The organism is Acinetobacter sp. 25-47-122 (assembly GCF_056779695.1).
In genome coordinates this window covers 177,756-195,184 of record NZ_JBWYIJ010000001.1, presented here as the reverse complement: position 1 = coordinate 195,184, position 17,429 = coordinate 177,756, and the positions used below count along the sequence as shown (strand labels likewise).

General features: G+C 38.2%; 13 protein-coding genes and 2 tRNA genes. 10 read left to right on the top strand and 5 right to left on the bottom strand.

Features of this window, described 5'->3' with window-relative positions; genetic code table 11:
• Positions 1 to 14: 14 nt before the first annotated feature.
• Positions 15 to 91, top strand: a tRNA-Met gene (locus tag AC1M9P_RS00850).
• Between the two features lie 57 nt (positions 92 to 148).
• Here AC1M9P_RS00850 and AC1M9P_RS00845 read toward each other — a convergent pair.
• The gene (locus tag AC1M9P_RS00845; protein ID WP_481586480.1) at positions 149 to 511 is read right to left on the bottom strand and encodes a hypothetical protein; all 363 of its coding nucleotides are present in this window, start codon (positions 509 to 511) and stop codon (positions 149 to 151) included.
• 202 nt (positions 512 to 713) lie between these two features.
• Here AC1M9P_RS00845 and AC1M9P_RS00840 point away from each other — a divergent pair.
• Positions 714 to 790 (top strand) — tRNA-Met (locus AC1M9P_RS00840).
• Positions 791 to 825: 35 nt separating this feature from the next.
• Here the strand turns inward: AC1M9P_RS00840 and AC1M9P_RS00835 are convergent.
• The 3 genes from AC1M9P_RS00835 to AC1M9P_RS00825 all read right to left on the bottom strand — a co-directional run bounded on the left by AC1M9P_RS00835 (position 826) and on the right by AC1M9P_RS00825 (position 4,293).
• Complete coding sequence (locus AC1M9P_RS00835) at positions 826 to 1,845, bottom strand: hypothetical protein (RefSeq protein ID WP_481586479.1); 1,020 nt, start codon at positions 1,843 to 1,845, stop codon at positions 826 to 828.
• The gene (locus AC1M9P_RS00830; RefSeq protein ID WP_481586478.1) at positions 1,838 to 3,463 is read right to left on the bottom strand and encodes an NAD+ synthase; all 1,626 of its coding nucleotides are present in this window, start codon (positions 3,461 to 3,463) and stop codon (positions 1,838 to 1,840) included. The genes AC1M9P_RS00835 and AC1M9P_RS00830 overlap by 8 nt, the downstream gene beginning before the upstream one ends.
• Positions 3,464 to 3,804: 341 nt before the next feature.
• Positions 3,805 to 4,293: a hypothetical protein gene (locus AC1M9P_RS00825; protein WP_092766833.1), complete on the bottom strand. Its 489-nt coding sequence runs from the start codon at positions 4,291 to 4,293 to the stop codon at positions 3,805 to 3,807.
• A gap of 282 nt (positions 4,294 to 4,575) precedes the next feature.
• Here AC1M9P_RS00825 and AC1M9P_RS00820 point away from each other — a divergent pair, with 282 nt between their 5' ends.
• Genes AC1M9P_RS00820 through AC1M9P_RS00810 form a run of 3 tightly spaced genes read left to right on the top strand, consistent with a single transcriptional unit; the run spans position 4,576 to position 7,983 of the window.
• On the top strand, positions 4,576 to 5,529 hold the full coding sequence (locus tag AC1M9P_RS00820; RefSeq protein WP_179997758.1) for a metal-dependent hydrolase: 954 nt from the start codon (positions 4,576 to 4,578) through the stop codon (positions 5,527 to 5,529).
• Between the two features lie 15 nt (positions 5,530 to 5,544).
• Positions 5,545 to 6,390, top strand: coding sequence for an SDR family NAD(P)-dependent oxidoreductase (locus AC1M9P_RS00815; protein ID WP_481586477.1), 846 nt, complete (start codon positions 5,545 to 5,547; stop codon positions 6,388 to 6,390).
• Positions 6,391 to 6,405: 15 nt separating this feature from the next.
• Positions 6,406 to 7,983 (top strand): flavin-containing monooxygenase, encoded by a 1,578-nt coding sequence (locus AC1M9P_RS00810; protein ID WP_481586476.1) that lies wholly within the window; start codon positions 6,406 to 6,408, stop codon positions 7,981 to 7,983.
• Positions 7,984 to 8,141: 158 nt separating this feature from the next.
• Here AC1M9P_RS00810 and gltA read toward each other — a convergent pair whose 3' ends face one another.
• The gene (gene gltA, locus AC1M9P_RS00805) at positions 8,142 to 9,416 is read right to left on the bottom strand and encodes a citrate synthase (RefSeq protein WP_035269948.1); all 1,275 of its coding nucleotides are present in this window, start codon (positions 9,414 to 9,416) and stop codon (positions 8,142 to 8,144) included.
• 1,041 nt (positions 9,417 to 10,457) lie between these two features.
• On the opposite strand from gltA, the gene sdhC reads away from it, so the two are divergent.
• From sdhC to AC1M9P_RS00780, 5 genes are all read left to right on the top strand, one after another.
• Positions 10,458 to 10,856, top strand: a complete 399-nt coding sequence (gene sdhC, locus AC1M9P_RS00800; RefSeq protein WP_179997761.1) for a succinate dehydrogenase, cytochrome b556 subunit — start codon at positions 10,458 to 10,460, stop codon at positions 10,854 to 10,856.
• A complete protein-coding gene (sdhD, locus tag AC1M9P_RS00795) occupies positions 10,856 to 11,221 on the top strand; it encodes a succinate dehydrogenase, hydrophobic membrane anchor protein (RefSeq protein WP_035268511.1) in 366 nt (121 codons plus the stop codon). Before sdhC ends, sdhD begins: the two co-directional genes overlap by 1 nt.
• Positions 11,222 to 11,233: 12 nt before the next feature.
• The gene (sdhA, locus tag AC1M9P_RS00790; RefSeq protein ID WP_035268510.1) at positions 11,234 to 13,132 is read left to right on the top strand and encodes a succinate dehydrogenase flavoprotein subunit; all 1,899 of its coding nucleotides are present in this window, start codon (positions 11,234 to 11,236) and stop codon (positions 13,130 to 13,132) included.
• A gap of 14 nt (positions 13,133 to 13,146) precedes the next feature.
• On the top strand, positions 13,147 to 13,857 hold the full coding sequence (locus AC1M9P_RS00785) for a succinate dehydrogenase iron-sulfur subunit (RefSeq protein WP_035268507.1): 711 nt from the start codon (positions 13,147 to 13,149) through the stop codon (positions 13,855 to 13,857).
• 739 nt (positions 13,858 to 14,596) lie between these two features.
• Positions 14,597 to 17,419, top strand: a complete 2,823-nt coding sequence (locus tag AC1M9P_RS00780; protein WP_035268518.1) for a 2-oxoglutarate dehydrogenase E1 component — start codon at positions 14,597 to 14,599, stop codon at positions 17,417 to 17,419.
• Positions 17,420 to 17,429: the final 10 nt, after the last annotated feature.

Sequence of the window (17,429 nt, the reverse complement as noted above, 5' to 3'; positions counted from 1 at the left end):
CGCCCACAGTTTACGGCTATGTAGCTCAGTTGGTTAGAGCACCGCACTCATAATGCGGGGGTCACAGGTTCAAGTCCCGTCATAGCCACCATTTTTATAGACCACACTCACTAGTGTGGTCTTTTTTTATGTGTGAAATCTTGAGTTCTCATTGGCACTGAATAAGCTGAGAATCTAGCTTAATTTTTGGAAACTCTTGTTCAAATTGTGCTAAAACGGCTGTCTGATTTACATTTGAAAACACAATATTTTGCAAGCTTTCAATTTTTTGCTCACACAAATAAAGCTGTGCACAATGAAGAGCAACCGCATTCTCTTTACTCACGGCAAGTTTATGATCTTCAGGAATGACATCAATATGCACGAGCTTTTGTTGAGCACGGCTTAATTGAACTAGAGTTCGTTTTTGTTGCATGGTTATAAAATTTTGAGCATTGATCCATTGAGCGACATCCATGCGTACACCGTGATAATTCACAAATATGGGATGAATCGTTTGGCATCCGTTCACAAGGCTTAAACAGCATATGAGAATGAAATATTGAGGATTGAGCATGATTTTGATGTTATTGAAACCTTACTATTACAATAAAATCATATAATTATGGATTAATTTTGTTCAAATAAGGTTTATTTGTATAAAGGGTGATCATTAGTGCTTTCGTATGCTTGACGATACAACGATAACTTAAGATAATGCGCACACAGTTTACGGCTATGTAGCTCAGTTGGTTAGAGCACCGCACTCATAATGCGGGGGTCACAGGTTCAAGTCCCGTCATAGCCACCATTTTTATAGACCATGCTCACCGCATGGTCTTTTTTTTATTTCTCAAAATGTCCTGAGATAAGGTCAAGTGTAGATTGTGCTTGATAAAAAGGCTGAATCAAACTTTGAATTAATTGTTCTAGAATGCCAAAATCATTTAACATGGTGATAAGTTGAGGTGCAAAACGATGGGCTTCGATCACTAAATCTTCTTGAGTTAGTCCAACAGCCGTAAGTAAAGCTTGTAAACTGTAATCACCAAAATATTCATAGAACTCATCAACCACTTCTAAAATGATGGACTGAATCTCAGCGGATTGGCGTAAATTTCTCCAGGTTTCATAGACCAGAATAAAAAAATCTTCGACATCAATGGCTTCAATCTGCTCAAGCTGAGCTGAAATTTTTTGAAATTGGAGATCTGACCAAATATGTTGAATGATTTCATAAAGTTCATTTTGAGGCAGTGTGATAATTTCGCCTAATTGAACCAATATTGCATTTGCAAGTTGGGATTCTAGTTTTAACTCTAATGTTTGTTGCTGATCTTGGAGAAAATTAAAAATCTTTGATTTGACCGTATTATTTTGAACTTTATTTTTTCGAAGCCTATCCAGCCAAGGTGTATATTTTTCTAAAATTTGATTTGCTAATTGAAGACTTACTGCATGTGCCTTCTCATTACTTAAAATTTGTTGTTTTAAACCATAACGTACTTGATCTAATTCAAGAATTTTATTTAGCCATAGCCCAAAATCATGGTCAGAAATTAAATCTCCGATTAAAGCATTTGAATCCTTTAAATGAAGGTAAATACGTTGTGCAACTGCGCCAATAAACTCTAGTAAATCAGGTCCAAGATTTAATTCAAAAGCATATTTTGAAACAACAGCATGAAGTTGTTCAAGATTTACAATGTCTTTTAGTTTGATTCGATTGAACTGAGCATAAGCCTGTGAAACAAACGTGTCTAGTACAGCATTAGATTCAGCATTTAATAAATACTGTTGCGTAAACCGAATTTGCTCAAGCATAAGTGCTTGAGCAAATTGATTGAGTTGTGTCGAGTTAGACACCTGCTTTCCATCCATTTACGATTGGATAGCGGCGTTCGCGGCTAAACGCACGAGAGGATATACGTGGACCAATTGCACCCTGACGGCGCTTATATTCGTTGCGATCAACCAATCCAATGACCTTAGTCACGATATCTCGATCAAAACCTTTAGAAATAATATCTTCAAGACTCTGATCTTCTTCAATATATGCATATAAAATTGCATCAAGAACATCGTAAGGTGGTAAAGAGTCTTGATCTTTTTGATCAGGGCGCAATTCAGCAGAAGGTGGGCGAGTAATAACACGTTCAGGGATTACAGGCGTATCTTCCAAACTATTACGGTATTTTGCTAACTCAAATACAATCGTTTTATAAACATCTTTAAGTACAGCAAAACCACCGACCATATCACCGTACAGTGTGCAGTAACCAACAGATAATTCAGATTTGTTACCTGTAGATAAAACAAGATTACCAAATTTATTCGACAGACCCATTAATAAGGTGCCGCGTGCGCGAGCTTGTAAATTTTCCTCAGTTGCATCAGCAGGAGAATTGCCGAAGAATGGGTGTAATGTCTGCATAAAGCTGTTGACGATTGGGTGAATTTCCGCAATACCAAAAGTGACTCCCATACGTTTTGCCTGCTCAGTCGCGTCTTCAACACTAATTTGAGAGGTATATGTGTAAGGCATCATAACAGCTTGAACTTTATCTGCTCCAATAGCATCGACAGCGATTGCAAGGGTGAGTGCTGAGTCGATACCACCAGAGAGACCAAGAATGACACCAGGGAAACCTGAGCGTTGTACATAATCTCGTGTTGCCAAAACCAAAGCTTGGTAAATTTCTGCAATCGTATCTAATGCAGGTGCTTTGGTAGCGGCTTTAAAAGATTTAAGCTCTGCTTCATATTCAACATGAAAAAGGTCTTCTTTAAAGCTTGGTGCTTCAAGTACAACTTCACCATTTGCATTCACAACGAAACTTGTTCCGTCGAAAATGAGATCATCTTGCCCGCCTACTTGGTTGACATAAACAAGATTGAGATTCAATTGTTTAGCTAACTCTTTAAGCGTAACAACACGGTGTTGAGGCTTTCCAACTTCGTATGGTGAGGCATTTAACACAAGAACAGTTTTAACATTCAGTTTAGCAAGTTGTTGAACACTCTCAAGTGTCCAGACATCTTCGCAAATTAATACACCGAATTTATGTCCTAAATACTCAAATACAAGGTGTTGATGACCCTCAGCGAAATATCTCTTTTCATCAAAAACACTATAATTTGGTAAATTTTGCTTGTTATAAATACCTAATACTTGCCCATCTTTCATAACGGCTGCAGAGTTATAGCGTGCACCCGAATCAGCTTGATTAACAAAACCAAATACCATCACAATGTCTTTCACTTCAGCCAGTTTTTCGAAAGCTGATGCTGTACGTTTGCTTAGGCTTGGACGAAGTAGAAGATCCTCTGCAGGATAACCAATGGTCGAAAGTTCAGGAAACACAATGATATTGGCATTTTGCTGTTTGGCTTCGTTAGCGAGTTCAATCATTCGTTGAACATTGGCTTCTAAATTGCCGACAAATGGAGAGAATTGAGCAAGAGAAACTTTAAAACTATTCATTTAAACCAAGTCCTATCCTATAGGTTTATATACAGCACGTGCTGATTTTATTGGAGTAATTATTCAGCTGTGTGTATGTGATATTACATAACTGCCAAATGGCTCAAATTTACATCATTCAAACATGATAAAAGATCTTATTTTTTGCACAGCAAAAACTACGATTCATATGTATTCTATCTAAAATAAAAGTAGATACTAGCTTTTGCCATTGTTTGTACATAAAAAATTAAATCGTAATGGATTTGCGACACAGTAAATCAGATGTCAAAGCTGATATGGTGTTTCTGATTCACAAATCAATAGCTTGAATAAAAAATATTCTTTTAATTTTACAATTTTTATTGATTCAAAATAATATTCGGAATCTTTTTCAAAAATATATCTCTAGCTATATCGCCTTGTTGTTCAATGTTGTAGTCATTGAAATTTTTTTTTGGGTCAAATTTATAGGCATAAGGATTATACTTTTTGAAGGAAATAAAATACGCACTTTGCAGAAAAGCGCCTTTGAGCAAAACATTTTGTCCTTGTTGGTGTTGTAAAATATGAGTCATCTCGTGAATGAAAATTCCTTGATAGATTTTATTTTCTTTCGAATAGTCAGTTTTGAAATGTTTGTTACGAATATGCAAATAGCCCTTTGGTGCCATAAATACCGCTGAGGGTTGCCACGGTAGAAACGGATGATTCATGATTTTCACCCTGTCATAATCTATAAGATCACCAAAGACACTTTGGCTCAACGTGATTTCACCTTGGGTGAGTGATCTACATCTAAAAGCGTCAAATTTTATCCATTTTAAAATAAGTGGCATCCACAACATCATACTTATTTCTTAATCTACTTAAAGTTTATGTGACATTCAAAATATCACTATTTGGAATCATTACTTGTTAAAAATGGTGTTGACCTTTAATGATAATGAAATGGTATTTACTGATTAAAACTTAATAATTTTGTTAGACAATCTTGATGAATGAGCAATTATGCCATCTCTAAAGATTTATTATGCAAATGGCTATTTCGTCTTTTTATCTTAATTTTTTAGAAACGTCGAAGAATTCACATTATTTGAATTTATTCACTGAGATAAAAGAGAAGGTTCGCCATGTTATTAACTCAGCCACTAAAAAAAATTTCTAAATTTCTAAACGGTTCTAAATTTGATCCTGAGAATCAATCAAAAGCTATTCCAATTCGTCATATGAAATTTGATTTTGATCATCAAAAGATTGATCCAAAATTTTATTTGAATGCGGAATTAGCAAGTGCTTACTTTGCGTCACTTTCAATTTTTTTAACCTATGGTGAGGATCTCGTTATTGATACAGCACGTTATCATCGTGACTTTATTCAAGATCCATTACTTAAGCAAAGAGTGACAGCACTGATTGGGCAAGAAGCTTTACATTCTAAACTTCATGAAGAATTAAATGACGCTTTTTTAAAGGCAGATTTGCCTGTCAAATTGTTTAGATTTCTGGCGCATCACGTTTTTGAATATGGTTTTAATCGGTTGCCTCAGCCAATGAAATTATCGCTTATGGCTGGGATTGAGCATTTTACCGCAGTGCTTGCTGAATACATGATGAATCATGAGCATATTTTCTTCGAATCTCAAGATGAGAAACAACGCGCAATTTGGATGTGGCATATGCTTGAGGAATCAGAGCATAAAGATATTGCATATGATGTGTTCCAACTTCTTTCGAGTAACTATGCTTTAAGAATAGCAGGCTTTTTCCCAGCGCTTATTACGATTTTAGTGCTGATTTCTGCTGCATCCTTAATTGTGCCATTTTATCGTAAGCCATCAAATCTAATCAGTTTAAGTTACTACAAAGATATGTATCGAAGTATAGGTCTGATTTTTGGGCTAAAAGATGGTGTTTATGGCAGTTCGCTCAAACATATTTTCGAATATCTCAAACCAGACTTCCATCCGAATGATCATGACACATCAGCATTCTTAGAGTACTACAAAGAACGTTTATTAAATCCAGTGGATGGTATTTTGACACCATACTTTACGAAGGAATTCATGCCAGCTTTAAAGGTATAAGAATAAGGATAGTTCATGCTTTTTTTTAAGAAGAAAATTAAACCGAGCCATCAGGCTTATGCTGTGGTAACGGGTGCGGGAAGTGGTATTGGACGCAGTTTTGCATTGGAAATTGCAAAACGTGGTGGTCAAGTGGTGTGTGCTGATATTAATTTAGCTGCAGCTGAAGAAACTGTTCAGCTGATTTCTCAGACCACAGGGCAAAAAGCATTTCCTGAATCCTGCGATGTGGGAAAAAAGGAAGATGTTGAGCGACTGGCGAATCAAGCAGAAAACCTTTTTAATCATCCTGTGACACTTGTTATTAATAATGCTGGCGTGGGGTTAGGTGGTAAGTTTGATGAGATGACACTAGAAGATTGGCAATGGTGTATGCATGTCAACTTATGGGGCGTGATTCATGGTTGCCACTTTTTTGTACCGAAGTTTAAACAACAAGGTTATGGGGCAATTATTAATGTTGCTTCAGCAGCAGGATTTACAGCTGCACCTGAAATGACAGCTTATAACGTGACGAAATCTAGTGTACTTGCATTATCTGAAACGTTATCTGCAGAACTACATCAAGATAATATCCGTGTGAATGTGCTTTGCCCAACTTTAGTACCTACTAATATTATGAAGAATGGGCGATTACCTTCCAATTACTCGGGTTTAGCGGATGATTTATTGCAGAATCATGCATTTGTCACAAGCGATCAAGTTGCACAAAAAACCTTAAACAATTTAGATAAAGGTATTCTTTATACGATTCCACAACCAGACGCGAAATTATTTTGGTTGATGAAGCGTGCTTCACCGACCTTATATACCAAAATGTTAGGTGTAGGTTATCCATGGTTTAAGCGTTTTGTAAAATAATAGAGAGATAAAAGAATGACACTCGATAACGAATTAGAGAGCAATGCAGATTTAAAAATTCAAACTGCTGATCAATCTGAAAAAGCAGAAGTAAAAGTAAAGAAAAAAAATAACGCAGATAAAGAACTTAAAGTCGAACAATCAAAAAAGGTGTATGACACGGTTGTTGTTGGTGCAGGTATTTCCGGTATCGCTGCGGCATATAAAATGAATCAGGCAGGATATCGCGACTACATTGTGCTGGAAAAAGCGAACCGAGTTGGTGGTACATGGCGCGATAATAATTATCCAGGATGTGGATGTGATGTTCCTTCAGCCTTATATTCTTTTTCCTTTTCGCCAAGTCACAAATGGAGTCATTTGTTTGCCAAGCAGCCAGAAATCTTAAGTTATCTTGAGGAAGTGGTTGAGAAGCATCAACTGACTGAAAAAATCCAATTTAATCATGAATTAAAAACAGCACGTTGGGATAACGAGAAGGCGCAGTGGTCGTTAGAAACTTCTCAAGGAAAGTATCTAGCAAAAACGGTAATCTTTACAACGGGACCGATTACTGAGCCATCATTTCCAAAAATTAAGGGCATAGAAAGTTTCAAGGGGGTAATGTTTCACTCTGCAAGATGGAATCATGAGTACGATCTGAAAGGTAAACGTATTGCTGTTATTGGTACAGGTGCTTCAGCGATTCAATTTATTCCTCAGGTTCAGCCATTAGCGAAAGAACTCTTTGTGTTTCAGCGTACAGCACCTTGGGTGTTGCCAAAAGCTGATATGAATTTGAATGATCAAGCGAAATCACTGATCCAGAAATTTCCCGTGATTCAATCCACTTGGCGGAGCAGTATTGCCCAAATTTTAAATGGCATTAACTTTGGTTTGCGTAATCCGAAAGTGCTGAAGCCTGTGAATTTCTTAAGCAAACAATTATTGAAGTTGCAAATTCAAGATGATGAATTAAGAAAAAAAGTCACACCAAATTTTGATATTGGCTGTAAACGTCTTTTATTTGCCAACAATTACTATCCAGCATTGCAACAAGATAATGTGAAACTAATCAATGAGGGATTGGTTGAGATTGATGGGAATACGGTTGTTGCGGCCAATGGTGAGCGTCATGAAGTGGATGTCATCATTTGGGGTACGGGTTTTGAGGTATCGCATCCGCCAATTGGTAAGCGCATTTATGATATGGATGGGAAGCTCTTAGCGGATCGTTGGAAAAATAGTTCACCAGAAGCTTATTTAGGTGCAAGTATTACCAATGTACCAAATGCATTTTTGGTGTTAGGACCAAATATTCTGGTTTATGACTCATTTATTGGTATTGCTGAAGCTCAATTGGATTATATTCTTGATGGTCTACTAAAGATCAAAAAGCAAAACATTAACAAGCTTGTGATTAAAGACGACGTTGTTAAGCGACATAATCAATTGGTTCAAAAGCATCTTAAAACTACTGTATTTAATGCAGGGGGCTGTAAGAGTTACTATTTGGATGAAAATGGTCGTAACTTTGCAGCATGGCCATGGTCTCTTGCAAAATTAAAACAGCAGTTAAGCTCATTAAACTTGGATCATTATTCACAACACTGATCAAAAAAGCCTGATTTAATCAGGCTTTTTTTTTGTTTGTAGATATTCTAGATATACGAGGTTTCTATTTCATTAGGGCTGAAAACAATATTTTGTTGTTAATCAGATAATAAAAAACCACCCAAAGGGTGGTTTTTTGACTGTCGACGCAGTTCGAATTAACGAACGATATCGCGTTGAACTTCGCCAGTGTAAAGTTGACGAGGACGTCCAATCTTGTATGGGCCGCTGTGCATTTCTAACCAGTGGCTGATCCAACCAACAGTACGTGCAAGTGCGAAGATTACAGTGAACATTTCTGTTGGGATACCAATCGCTTTAAGGATGATACCTGAATAGAAGTCAACGTTTGGATAAAGGTTACGCTTGATGAAGTATTCATCAGAAAGTGCGATACGCTCCAATTCCATTGCTAAAGCTAACTGTGGATCATTGATACCTAAAGCACCAAGAACTTCATCACAAGTTTCTTTCATTACTTTAGCACGTGGATCGAAGTTTTTATAAACACGGTGACCGAAGCCCATAAGTTTAACTTCTTTAGTCTTCACTTTTTCCATGAAGCCAGCAACGTTTTCTACAGAGCCGATTTCATCAAGCATCTTAAGAACAGCTTCGTTTGCACCACCGTGAGCAGGGCCCCAAAGTGCAGAGATACCAGCAGCGATACATGCATACGGATTAGCACCAGTAGAACCAGCTAAACGTACTGTAGACGTAGAAGCATTTTGTTCATGGTCAGCATGAAGCGTGAAGATACGATCCATTGCTTTTGCAAGAATAGGGTTAACTTTGTAATCACGATCTGCTGGAGTAGCAAACATCATGTACAAGAAGTTTTCTGCATAGCTTAAGTCATTACGTGGGTAAACGAATGGTTGACCAACAGTATACTTGTAGCTCCACGCAGCAAGAGTAGGAATTTTAGCAATCAAACGGATCGCAGTAATTTCACGGTGATCAACATTTTCGATATCAAGGTTGTTGTGATAGAACGCTGATAACGCACCAACAACACCAACCATAATAGCCATAGGGTGTGCATCACGGCGGAAACCGTTATAGAAGCGGCTAACTTGATCGTGAACCATAGTGTGGTTACGAACTTTAGCGTCAAACTCTTCTTTTTGCTCAGCTGTAGGAAGCTCACCATTTAATAATAAGTAGCAAGTTTCTAAATAATCAGCTTTAGTAGCTAGTTGGTCGATTGGATAACCACGGTGTAATAGAACACCTTTATTACCATCGATAAATGTGATTTTAGACTCGCAAGACGCTGTAGCCATAAAACCAGGATCAAAAGTGAAGTGACCTGCGGCCAATACATCTTTAACGTCGATTACATCTGGGCCCAATGTGCCGCTGTAAATTGGTAATTCAATTTCTTTGCCATCAAGCTGTAATACGGCTTTTTTGCCAGTTGCTTCAGACATTCAATAGATCTCCTGTCCTGGTGAATGTTTTATCTAACCCGAAATAATCTGTTGTAATCCGTGAGTTAGACGGTTTCAAAATTTGCTCTAAGCTTAGTGAGTAGTCAAAAATTGTCAATTATACTTATGGATAAAAATGACGACCTAAAGTGACTGGTTCTAAACTCAGTTAATCAGTAGGAATTTATCTGCTTTTCACTAGCGCCGCCGTATAATAAGACAATTTCAACGGTAGTGGCATAAAAAAAAAGACAAAAACGTGCATATTTTGATGATTTAAACCAAGTAATGCTTGATTATTAATACCTTTTATCAATATGTTGAAGGTTGTTAAAAGCGATTGTTTATAGAATTTGTCTGTTTTTTTAAGATGATAGACTGAATAAATAGACCAATAATGACAATGAAATATTTTTTTTCACTTTATTTACTAATTGATTAAAAAGTGTCTAATTTATAATGTTTCATTACATTTTAAGTGGTGAGCTCAACATTAGAAAATGAAGTTTATTTTGTAATTAATTTATAAGTGCATATGATTTTTATCCTTTTTTACATTTGAAATTACTCAATTCAATTAGATAAAAAAACAATGACCATGTGAGCAATATTCATTTTTCTAATTAGTTTTAAAAGTACAAATTATTTGAGATTTAATTTTCTTTAAGTTTTTGAAAAATAAAATAAATATTATATTTCTTAAAAAAATATATTTTTGTAGTGAGTTGTGCTTTAGTCTAATTAAGACAAATCGAACATTTGAGTTCAGTAACACTAAATTAAAATAAATTGATATAAATATTAATGGCTTAGTGTTTGTATTTAAATGGAGAGATGACTTAACTGTAAGAAAGTAGATGTAAATGATTCTTATTTAAAAATATTTTATGGTTGACGCCTGCTTCGTAGGTTTGTAATTTGAAATTGCACGTTTTATAATTCCGTGTCGTATAAAGGTTTAGACAATTTATTTGTCTAACAAATGCCAGCTTTCCTTCGAATTAATTCCAACAAACTCCGGATGGAGTTTTTAACTACAGGATGCCCGCTGTGAAAAGCAACAGACCTGTCAATTTGTCCATGGGTCAAGTTTTAGACGTAAACTTAAAATCCCCTGTGGCTATTGCATCTATTTTACACCGTCTTTCAGGTGTCATCGTATTTTTACTCGTACCAGTTCTTTTATGGATCTTAGACAAATCATTGTCTTCTCCTGAGGGCTTTGCACAAGTTCAAGCTATTTTTGATAGCTTTATCGTGCGCTTCATCGTATGGGTATTTGTCGCTGGCTTAATCTACCACTTCATCGCAGGTATCAAGCATTTGCTTGCTGATATGGGTATCGCTGAAGAGTTACAAAGTGGTCGTGTAGCAGCAACAATCGCATTAATTTTATCTGCAATTGGTATCGTTGCATCATTTGTATGGATCGTACTCTAATGAAAAGTGCTACTGGTTTAACGGGTTCAGGTTCTCGCGATTGGTTTATCCAGCGTGTAAGTGCTGTAGTTTTAGCTGTTTATACTGTTGTGGTGTTTGGTTGGATCCTTTGTAATGGTGGTTTCAACTTCGAACAGTGGTACGGCTTTATGATGACATTACCGATGAAGATTTTATCTTTATTGGCAGTCTTATCTCTTGTTGCACACGCATGGATTGGTATGTGGCAAGTATTCACTGACTATGTGACGACTCGTCAAATGGGTCCATCAGCATCAGGTTTACGCCTTGTACTGACTTCAGCAGTTATTATTGCTGTATTTGCATATGCGATCTGGGCAATCCAGATTTTTTGGGCGAATTGATAGGAAACAATCATGGGCGCTATAAACCCTAAAGAAGATTATACAAATATTCCACACGAAACTTTCGATGCTGTCATCGTTGGTGGTGGTGGTTCTGGTATGCGTGCTTCTTACCAACTTGCTCAAGCTGGTTTGAAAGTTGCGGTATTGACTAAAGTATTCCCAACGCGTTCTCACACTGTAGCTGCACAGGGTGGTATTGGTGCTTCTCTTGGTAACATGCAAGAAGATAACTGGCACTACCATTTCTATGACACAGTAAAAGGTTCTGACTGGTTAGGTGACCAAGACGCAATTGAGTTTATGACTCGTGAAGCGCCACAAGTTGTATATGAACTTGAACATCTAGGTATGCCATTTGATCGTAACGCTGACGGCACAATTTACCAACGTCCATTCGGTGGTCACTCTGCGAACTATGGTGAAAAAGCTGTTCCTCGTGCTTGTGCTGCTGCCGACCGTACAGGTCACGCACTTCTTCACACGCTTTATCAAAGCAACGTGAAAATGGGTACACAATTCTTCGTAGAATGGATCGCGCTTGATTTGATCCGTAATGAAGCAGGTGATGTACTTGGTGTTACAGCAATTGACCAAGAAACAGGTAAAATTGCAGTATTCCAAGCGAAAGCAACATTGTTCGCAACGGGTGGTGCTGGTCGTGTTTACCGCGCATCTACAAACGCATATATCAACACTGGTGACGGTCTTGGTATGGCTGCTCGTGCAGGTATTCCATTACAAGATATGGAATTCTGGCAATTCCACCCAACGGGCGTTGCAGGCGCAGGCGTATTGTTAACTGAAGGTTGTCGTGGTGAAGGTGCAATCCTTCGTAACAAAGACGGCGAACCGTTCATGGAGCGTTATGCTCCAACTTTGAAAGACTTGGCACCACGTGACTTCGTATCACGTTCTATGGACCAAGAGATCAAAGAAGGCCGTGGTTGTGGTCCTAAAGGTGATTATATCCTTCTTGATATGACGCACTTGGGTGCTGATACGATCATGAAACGTCTTCCATCTGTATTTGAGATTGGTAAGAAGTTCGCGAACGTTGACATCACAAAAGAGCCAATTCCTGTTGTACCAACAATCCATTACCAAATGGGTGGTATTCCAACTAACATTCATGGTCAAGTTGTTGTTCCTGAATCGCGTGAAACTACTCCGCTAGAAGCACATTACGACAAAGACAGCGATACTTATTCTACCAATGCTGCGGATCGCAATTTCACTAAACCAGTGAAAGGTTTCTATGCGATTGGCGAATGTTCATGTGTGTCTGTACATGGTGCTAACCGTTTAGGTACAAACTCATTGCTTGACTTAGTTGTATTTGGTAAAGCTGCTGGCGAACATATCATTGACTATGTGACTAAGCATCACGGTGATGAATATGCGCCGCTTCCAACAACTGTGCTTCAGCAAACTGTCGAGCGTATCCGTCGCTTAGATGAGTCAACTTCTGGTGAGAATGCGCAAGAAGTTGCTGATGCAATTCGCGATATCGTTCAAGATCATGCAGGTGTATTCCGTACAACTGAACTTCTTGAAAAAGGTGTGAAAGAGATTCTTGCACTTGAGCCTCGTATCCGTAATATCCACTTAAAAGACAAATCAAAAGTATTTAATACTGCGCGTATTGAAGCACTTGAAGTGGAAAACTTATACGAAGTTGCAAAAGCAACCTTAATCTCAGCTGCTGCACGTAAAGAATGTCGTGGTGCGCATACTGTTGTAGATTTTGAAGAATCTCCAGATCATCCAGCATATCCTTACGGCCGTCGTGATGATGAGTGGATGAAGCATACTTTATGGTTCTCTGCTGATAACCGTCTTGAGTACAAGCCAGTACGTTACAAGCCTTTATCAGTTGATGCTATTCCACCTAAACCACGTACATTCTAATTGGGAGAAGTAAGATGAGTAGAGGTACTCGTACATTTAATATCTACCGCTACGATCCTGATAAGGATAAAGCACCGTACATGCAAACATTCAAGCTTGAGTTGACTGATAAGCACCGTATGTTGCTTGATGCGCTACTTGCATTGAAAGTTCAAGACGAAACTTTAACGTTCCGTCGTTCATGTCGTGAAGGTATTTGTGGTTCAGATGGTGTAAACATCAATGGTAAAAATGGTTTAGCGTGTCTTTGGAACCTAAACGATTTGCCAGAAGTAATTACTATTCGTCCATTACCAGGTCTTCCAGTAATCAAAGACTTGGTTGTAGACATGAATCAGTTCTATGATCAGTACGACAAAATTCAACCGTTCTTGATTAATAATCAACCTGCACCACCTAAAGAGCGTTTACAATCTCCAGAAGAGCGTGAGCATCTTGATGGTTTGTATGAATGTATTCTTTGTGCATGTTGTTCAACGTCTTGCCCATCATTCTGGTGGAACCCTGATAAATTCTTGGGTCCTTCAGCATTGTTGAATGCATATCGTTTCATTATTGATTCGCGTGATACTGCTACTCAAGACCGTTTGGCTCGTTTAGACGATCCTTTCAGTTTATTCCGTTGTAAAGGTATCATGAACTGTGTATCAGTATGCCCTAAAGGTCTAAATCCAACAAAAGCGATTGGTCACATTCGTAGCATGTTGTTAGATCAAGCTGGATAATGCTGTTCCAAAAAAAAGCACACTTAGGTGTGCTTTTTTTTTAATCAAAACTTGATGTTAAATTTAGTTTTCGAGATATTTTGGTTGAAGTGGTTAGATTTGCCCCAATCATAAAAAAATATGCACTTTAGGGATAAATGAAAACGTTTTGCATCTGCAAATATCTTTTTAAAATGTTAAGATATCGGTTTTATGATCCAAGTTGCATGTATTTAAATCTATAATTTTAGGCTTTAGTCTAATAATTATGAATTTTAATAGAATTTATCTAAATGCACCTTATATTATCTCAATGGTTTATAGTTGTATTTAGCTAATTTATGAATGGTATGTGTCAATAAAATCAGTTTGAAGTGAAGTTCATGGTAGGATTTGAACAAAATTTTTAGCATGAATATTATTCAATCTGTACATTAAATCAACATTTTGGTGGTTTGGTGTTAAGCTGAAAGCAGGGATAATCAAATTGAAAAGTTGCTTTAGAAAAGACTAATATTTTTATTTTTTTCTAAGTCAATTTGCAAAAATTGCTCGGTAATTTTATCGAGTATAAAGATGAGTGATGATGCCAATGAGGGCGTTATGATTCGTCATTGGTATTAGAAACTCTCTAATGCTATACGCCCCATGGTCTTTTGTACCAGATGGGTGAATGTCAATTTACCGATTTGGCATTATCAATCATGGGCGAGCTTAGAAAGCTCCCTGTAATGTTTTGCAATAGGAAATGGGTCCACAAATGCAAGAAGTTGCTGACGCATTGCGTCTTGACACTGAACTTTCCGCTGACAGTGCAGCGTATATTGAAGAACTTTATGAGCAGTATTTAGTTGCTCCAGAATCAGTCGGTGCTGATTGGCAAGAATACTTTGGTAAGTTCCCAAAAGGGGATCAACCACACAGCAATGTACGTGAGCAATTCCTTTTATTGGGTCGTAACTCAAACCGTATTCAGCCTGTCGTTCAAAGTTCAGTTAGTTCTGAGCACGAGCGTCGTCAGATTGGCGTATTACAATTAATCGCTGCATACCGTAACCGCGGTCATCAAAAAGCAAAATTAGATCCATTAGGTTTGGCAAAACGAGAAGAAGTGCCTGATCTTGATCTAGCGGCTCATGGTTTAACCAAATCTGACTTAGATACTGTATTCAATACAGGTAATCTTGCAATTGGCAAAACTGAAGCAACTTTAGGTGAAATGGTCAATGCGATGGAGGCGACGTATTGCGCTTCTATTGGTGTTGAATATATGCACATTGTTGACACTAAAGAGAAACGTTGGATTCAACAACGTCTTGAAGGTGTGAAAGGTCAATTTGGTTTTTCAGCAGAACAAAAGAAACATGTTCTTGAACGTTTAACTGCAGCTGAAGGCTTAGAGAAATACTTAGGCAATAAGTATGTTGGTGCTAAGCGCTTTGGTGTGGAAGGCGGTGAATCTTTCATTCCGATGGTTGATGCTGTTATTCAACGCGCAGGTTCTGTGGGATGTAAAGAAGTTGTGATCGGTATGCCACACCGTGGTCGTCTCAACTTGCTTGTCAATATCATGGGTAAAAACCCAGCAGATCTTTTCGGTGAATTTGAAGGTAAATCACTTCACAAGAAAGGTTCTGGTGACGTTAAGTATCACCAAGGTTTCTCGTCAAACGTAATGACTCCAGGTGGCGAAGTTCATTTGGCATTGGCATTTAACCCATCACACTTAGAAATCGTAGGGCCTGTAGTTGAAGGTTCAGTACGTGCTCGTCAAGTTCGTCGTAAAGACATTGGTGGTGATGACGTATTACCAGTAATCGTACATGGTGATGCTGCATTTGCTGGTCAAGGTGTGAACCAAGAAACCTTCCAAATGTCACAAACACGTGGTTATACGGTAGGTGGTACAGTTCATATTGTTGTCAATAACCAAGTTGGTTTTACAACATCAGATCCACGTGATGCACGTTCTACTGAATACTGTACTGATATCGCGAAAATGATTCAGGCACCAATCTTCCATGTGAATGGTGATGATCCTGAAGCTGTATTGTTTGTTGCTCAACTTGCACATGATTTCCGTCATACTTTCCGTAAAGACGTTGTTATCGATATGTTCTGTTACCGTCGTCGCGGTCACAATGAAGCAGATGAGCCAGCAGCAACTCAGCCAATGATGTATCAAGTCATTAATAAGAAAACGACGACTCGTGCATTATATGCTGACAAATTAGTACAAGAAGGTGTAATTGATCGTGCGACTGCAGATCAGATGATCGAAGATTACCGTGCTGATTTAGAAGCAGGTAAACATGTTGCTAATGCACTTGTACTTGAACCGAATAAAAAAATGTTCGTTGACTGGACGCCATACTTAGGTCACGAATACACTGACGTTTGGGATACTACTTTCCCTGAAGAGCGTTTAAAAGAACTTGGTCGCAAAATGCGTGAGCTTCCTGAAGGCTTCGTGATGCAGCGTCAAGTTTCTAAGGTGATCGATGATCGTCTTAAAATGCAAACTGGTGAAATGCCATTGAACTGGGGTGCAGCTGAGACTCTAGCTTATGCTTCGTTATTGGACGAGGGTTATCTTGTTCGTTTAACTGGTGAAGATGTTGGTCGTGGTACATTCTCGCATCGTCATGCGAAGCTTCATAACCAAGTAGACGGTTCGACGTATATTCCACTTTGCCATATTAAAGAAAATCAACCGCGTACAGCGATTTATGACTCATTATTGTCTGAAATGGCAGTATTGGCATTCGAATATGGTTATGCAACAACTCTACCTAAGAGCTTAATTATTTGGGAAGCACAATTTGGTGACTTCGCGAACTGTGCTCAAGTTGTTATTGACCAATTCATTGCTTCTGGTGAGACAAAGTGGGAGCGCGTTTGTGGTTTAACGATGCTTCTTCCACATGGTTTTGAAGGTCAAGGCCCAGAACACTCATCTGCACGTTTAGAGCGTTTCTTACAGCTATGTGCTGAAGAAAACATGCAAGTGATGACGCCTACAACTCCTGCACAGATTTTCCATGCTTTACGTCGTCAGGCGATTCGCCCAATTCGTAAACCAATGATTATCATGTCTCCAAAGTCATTATTACGTCACAAATTAGCGGTATCTAATCTTGATGAATTGGCGAACGGAACTTTCCAAACTGTGATTGATGAAGTTGATAACATTAATAAGTTGGATGTGACTCGTGTAGTGCTTTGCGGTGGTAAGGTTTATTACGATTTACTTGAAAAACGTCGTGAAAATGAATTGAACAACACTGCTATTGTTCGTGTTGAACAATTGTACCCATATCCAGAAGCACGTTTAGCGGAAGTACTTGCACAATATCCAAATATGAAAGAGCTTGTTTGGGCGCAAGAAGAACCGAAGAACCAAGGCGCATGGTTATTCATCGCACCACGTTTATACGAAGGTGTTATGAAGTCAGGTCAACAAATTCAAATCAGCTATGCAGGACGTGAAGCATCTGCTGCACCGGCTTGTGGCTCACCATATTTACATGCAAAACAACAAGCACAACTCGTTAACGAAGCGCTTGCGATCGTAGCAGAATAATCAGGAGAAT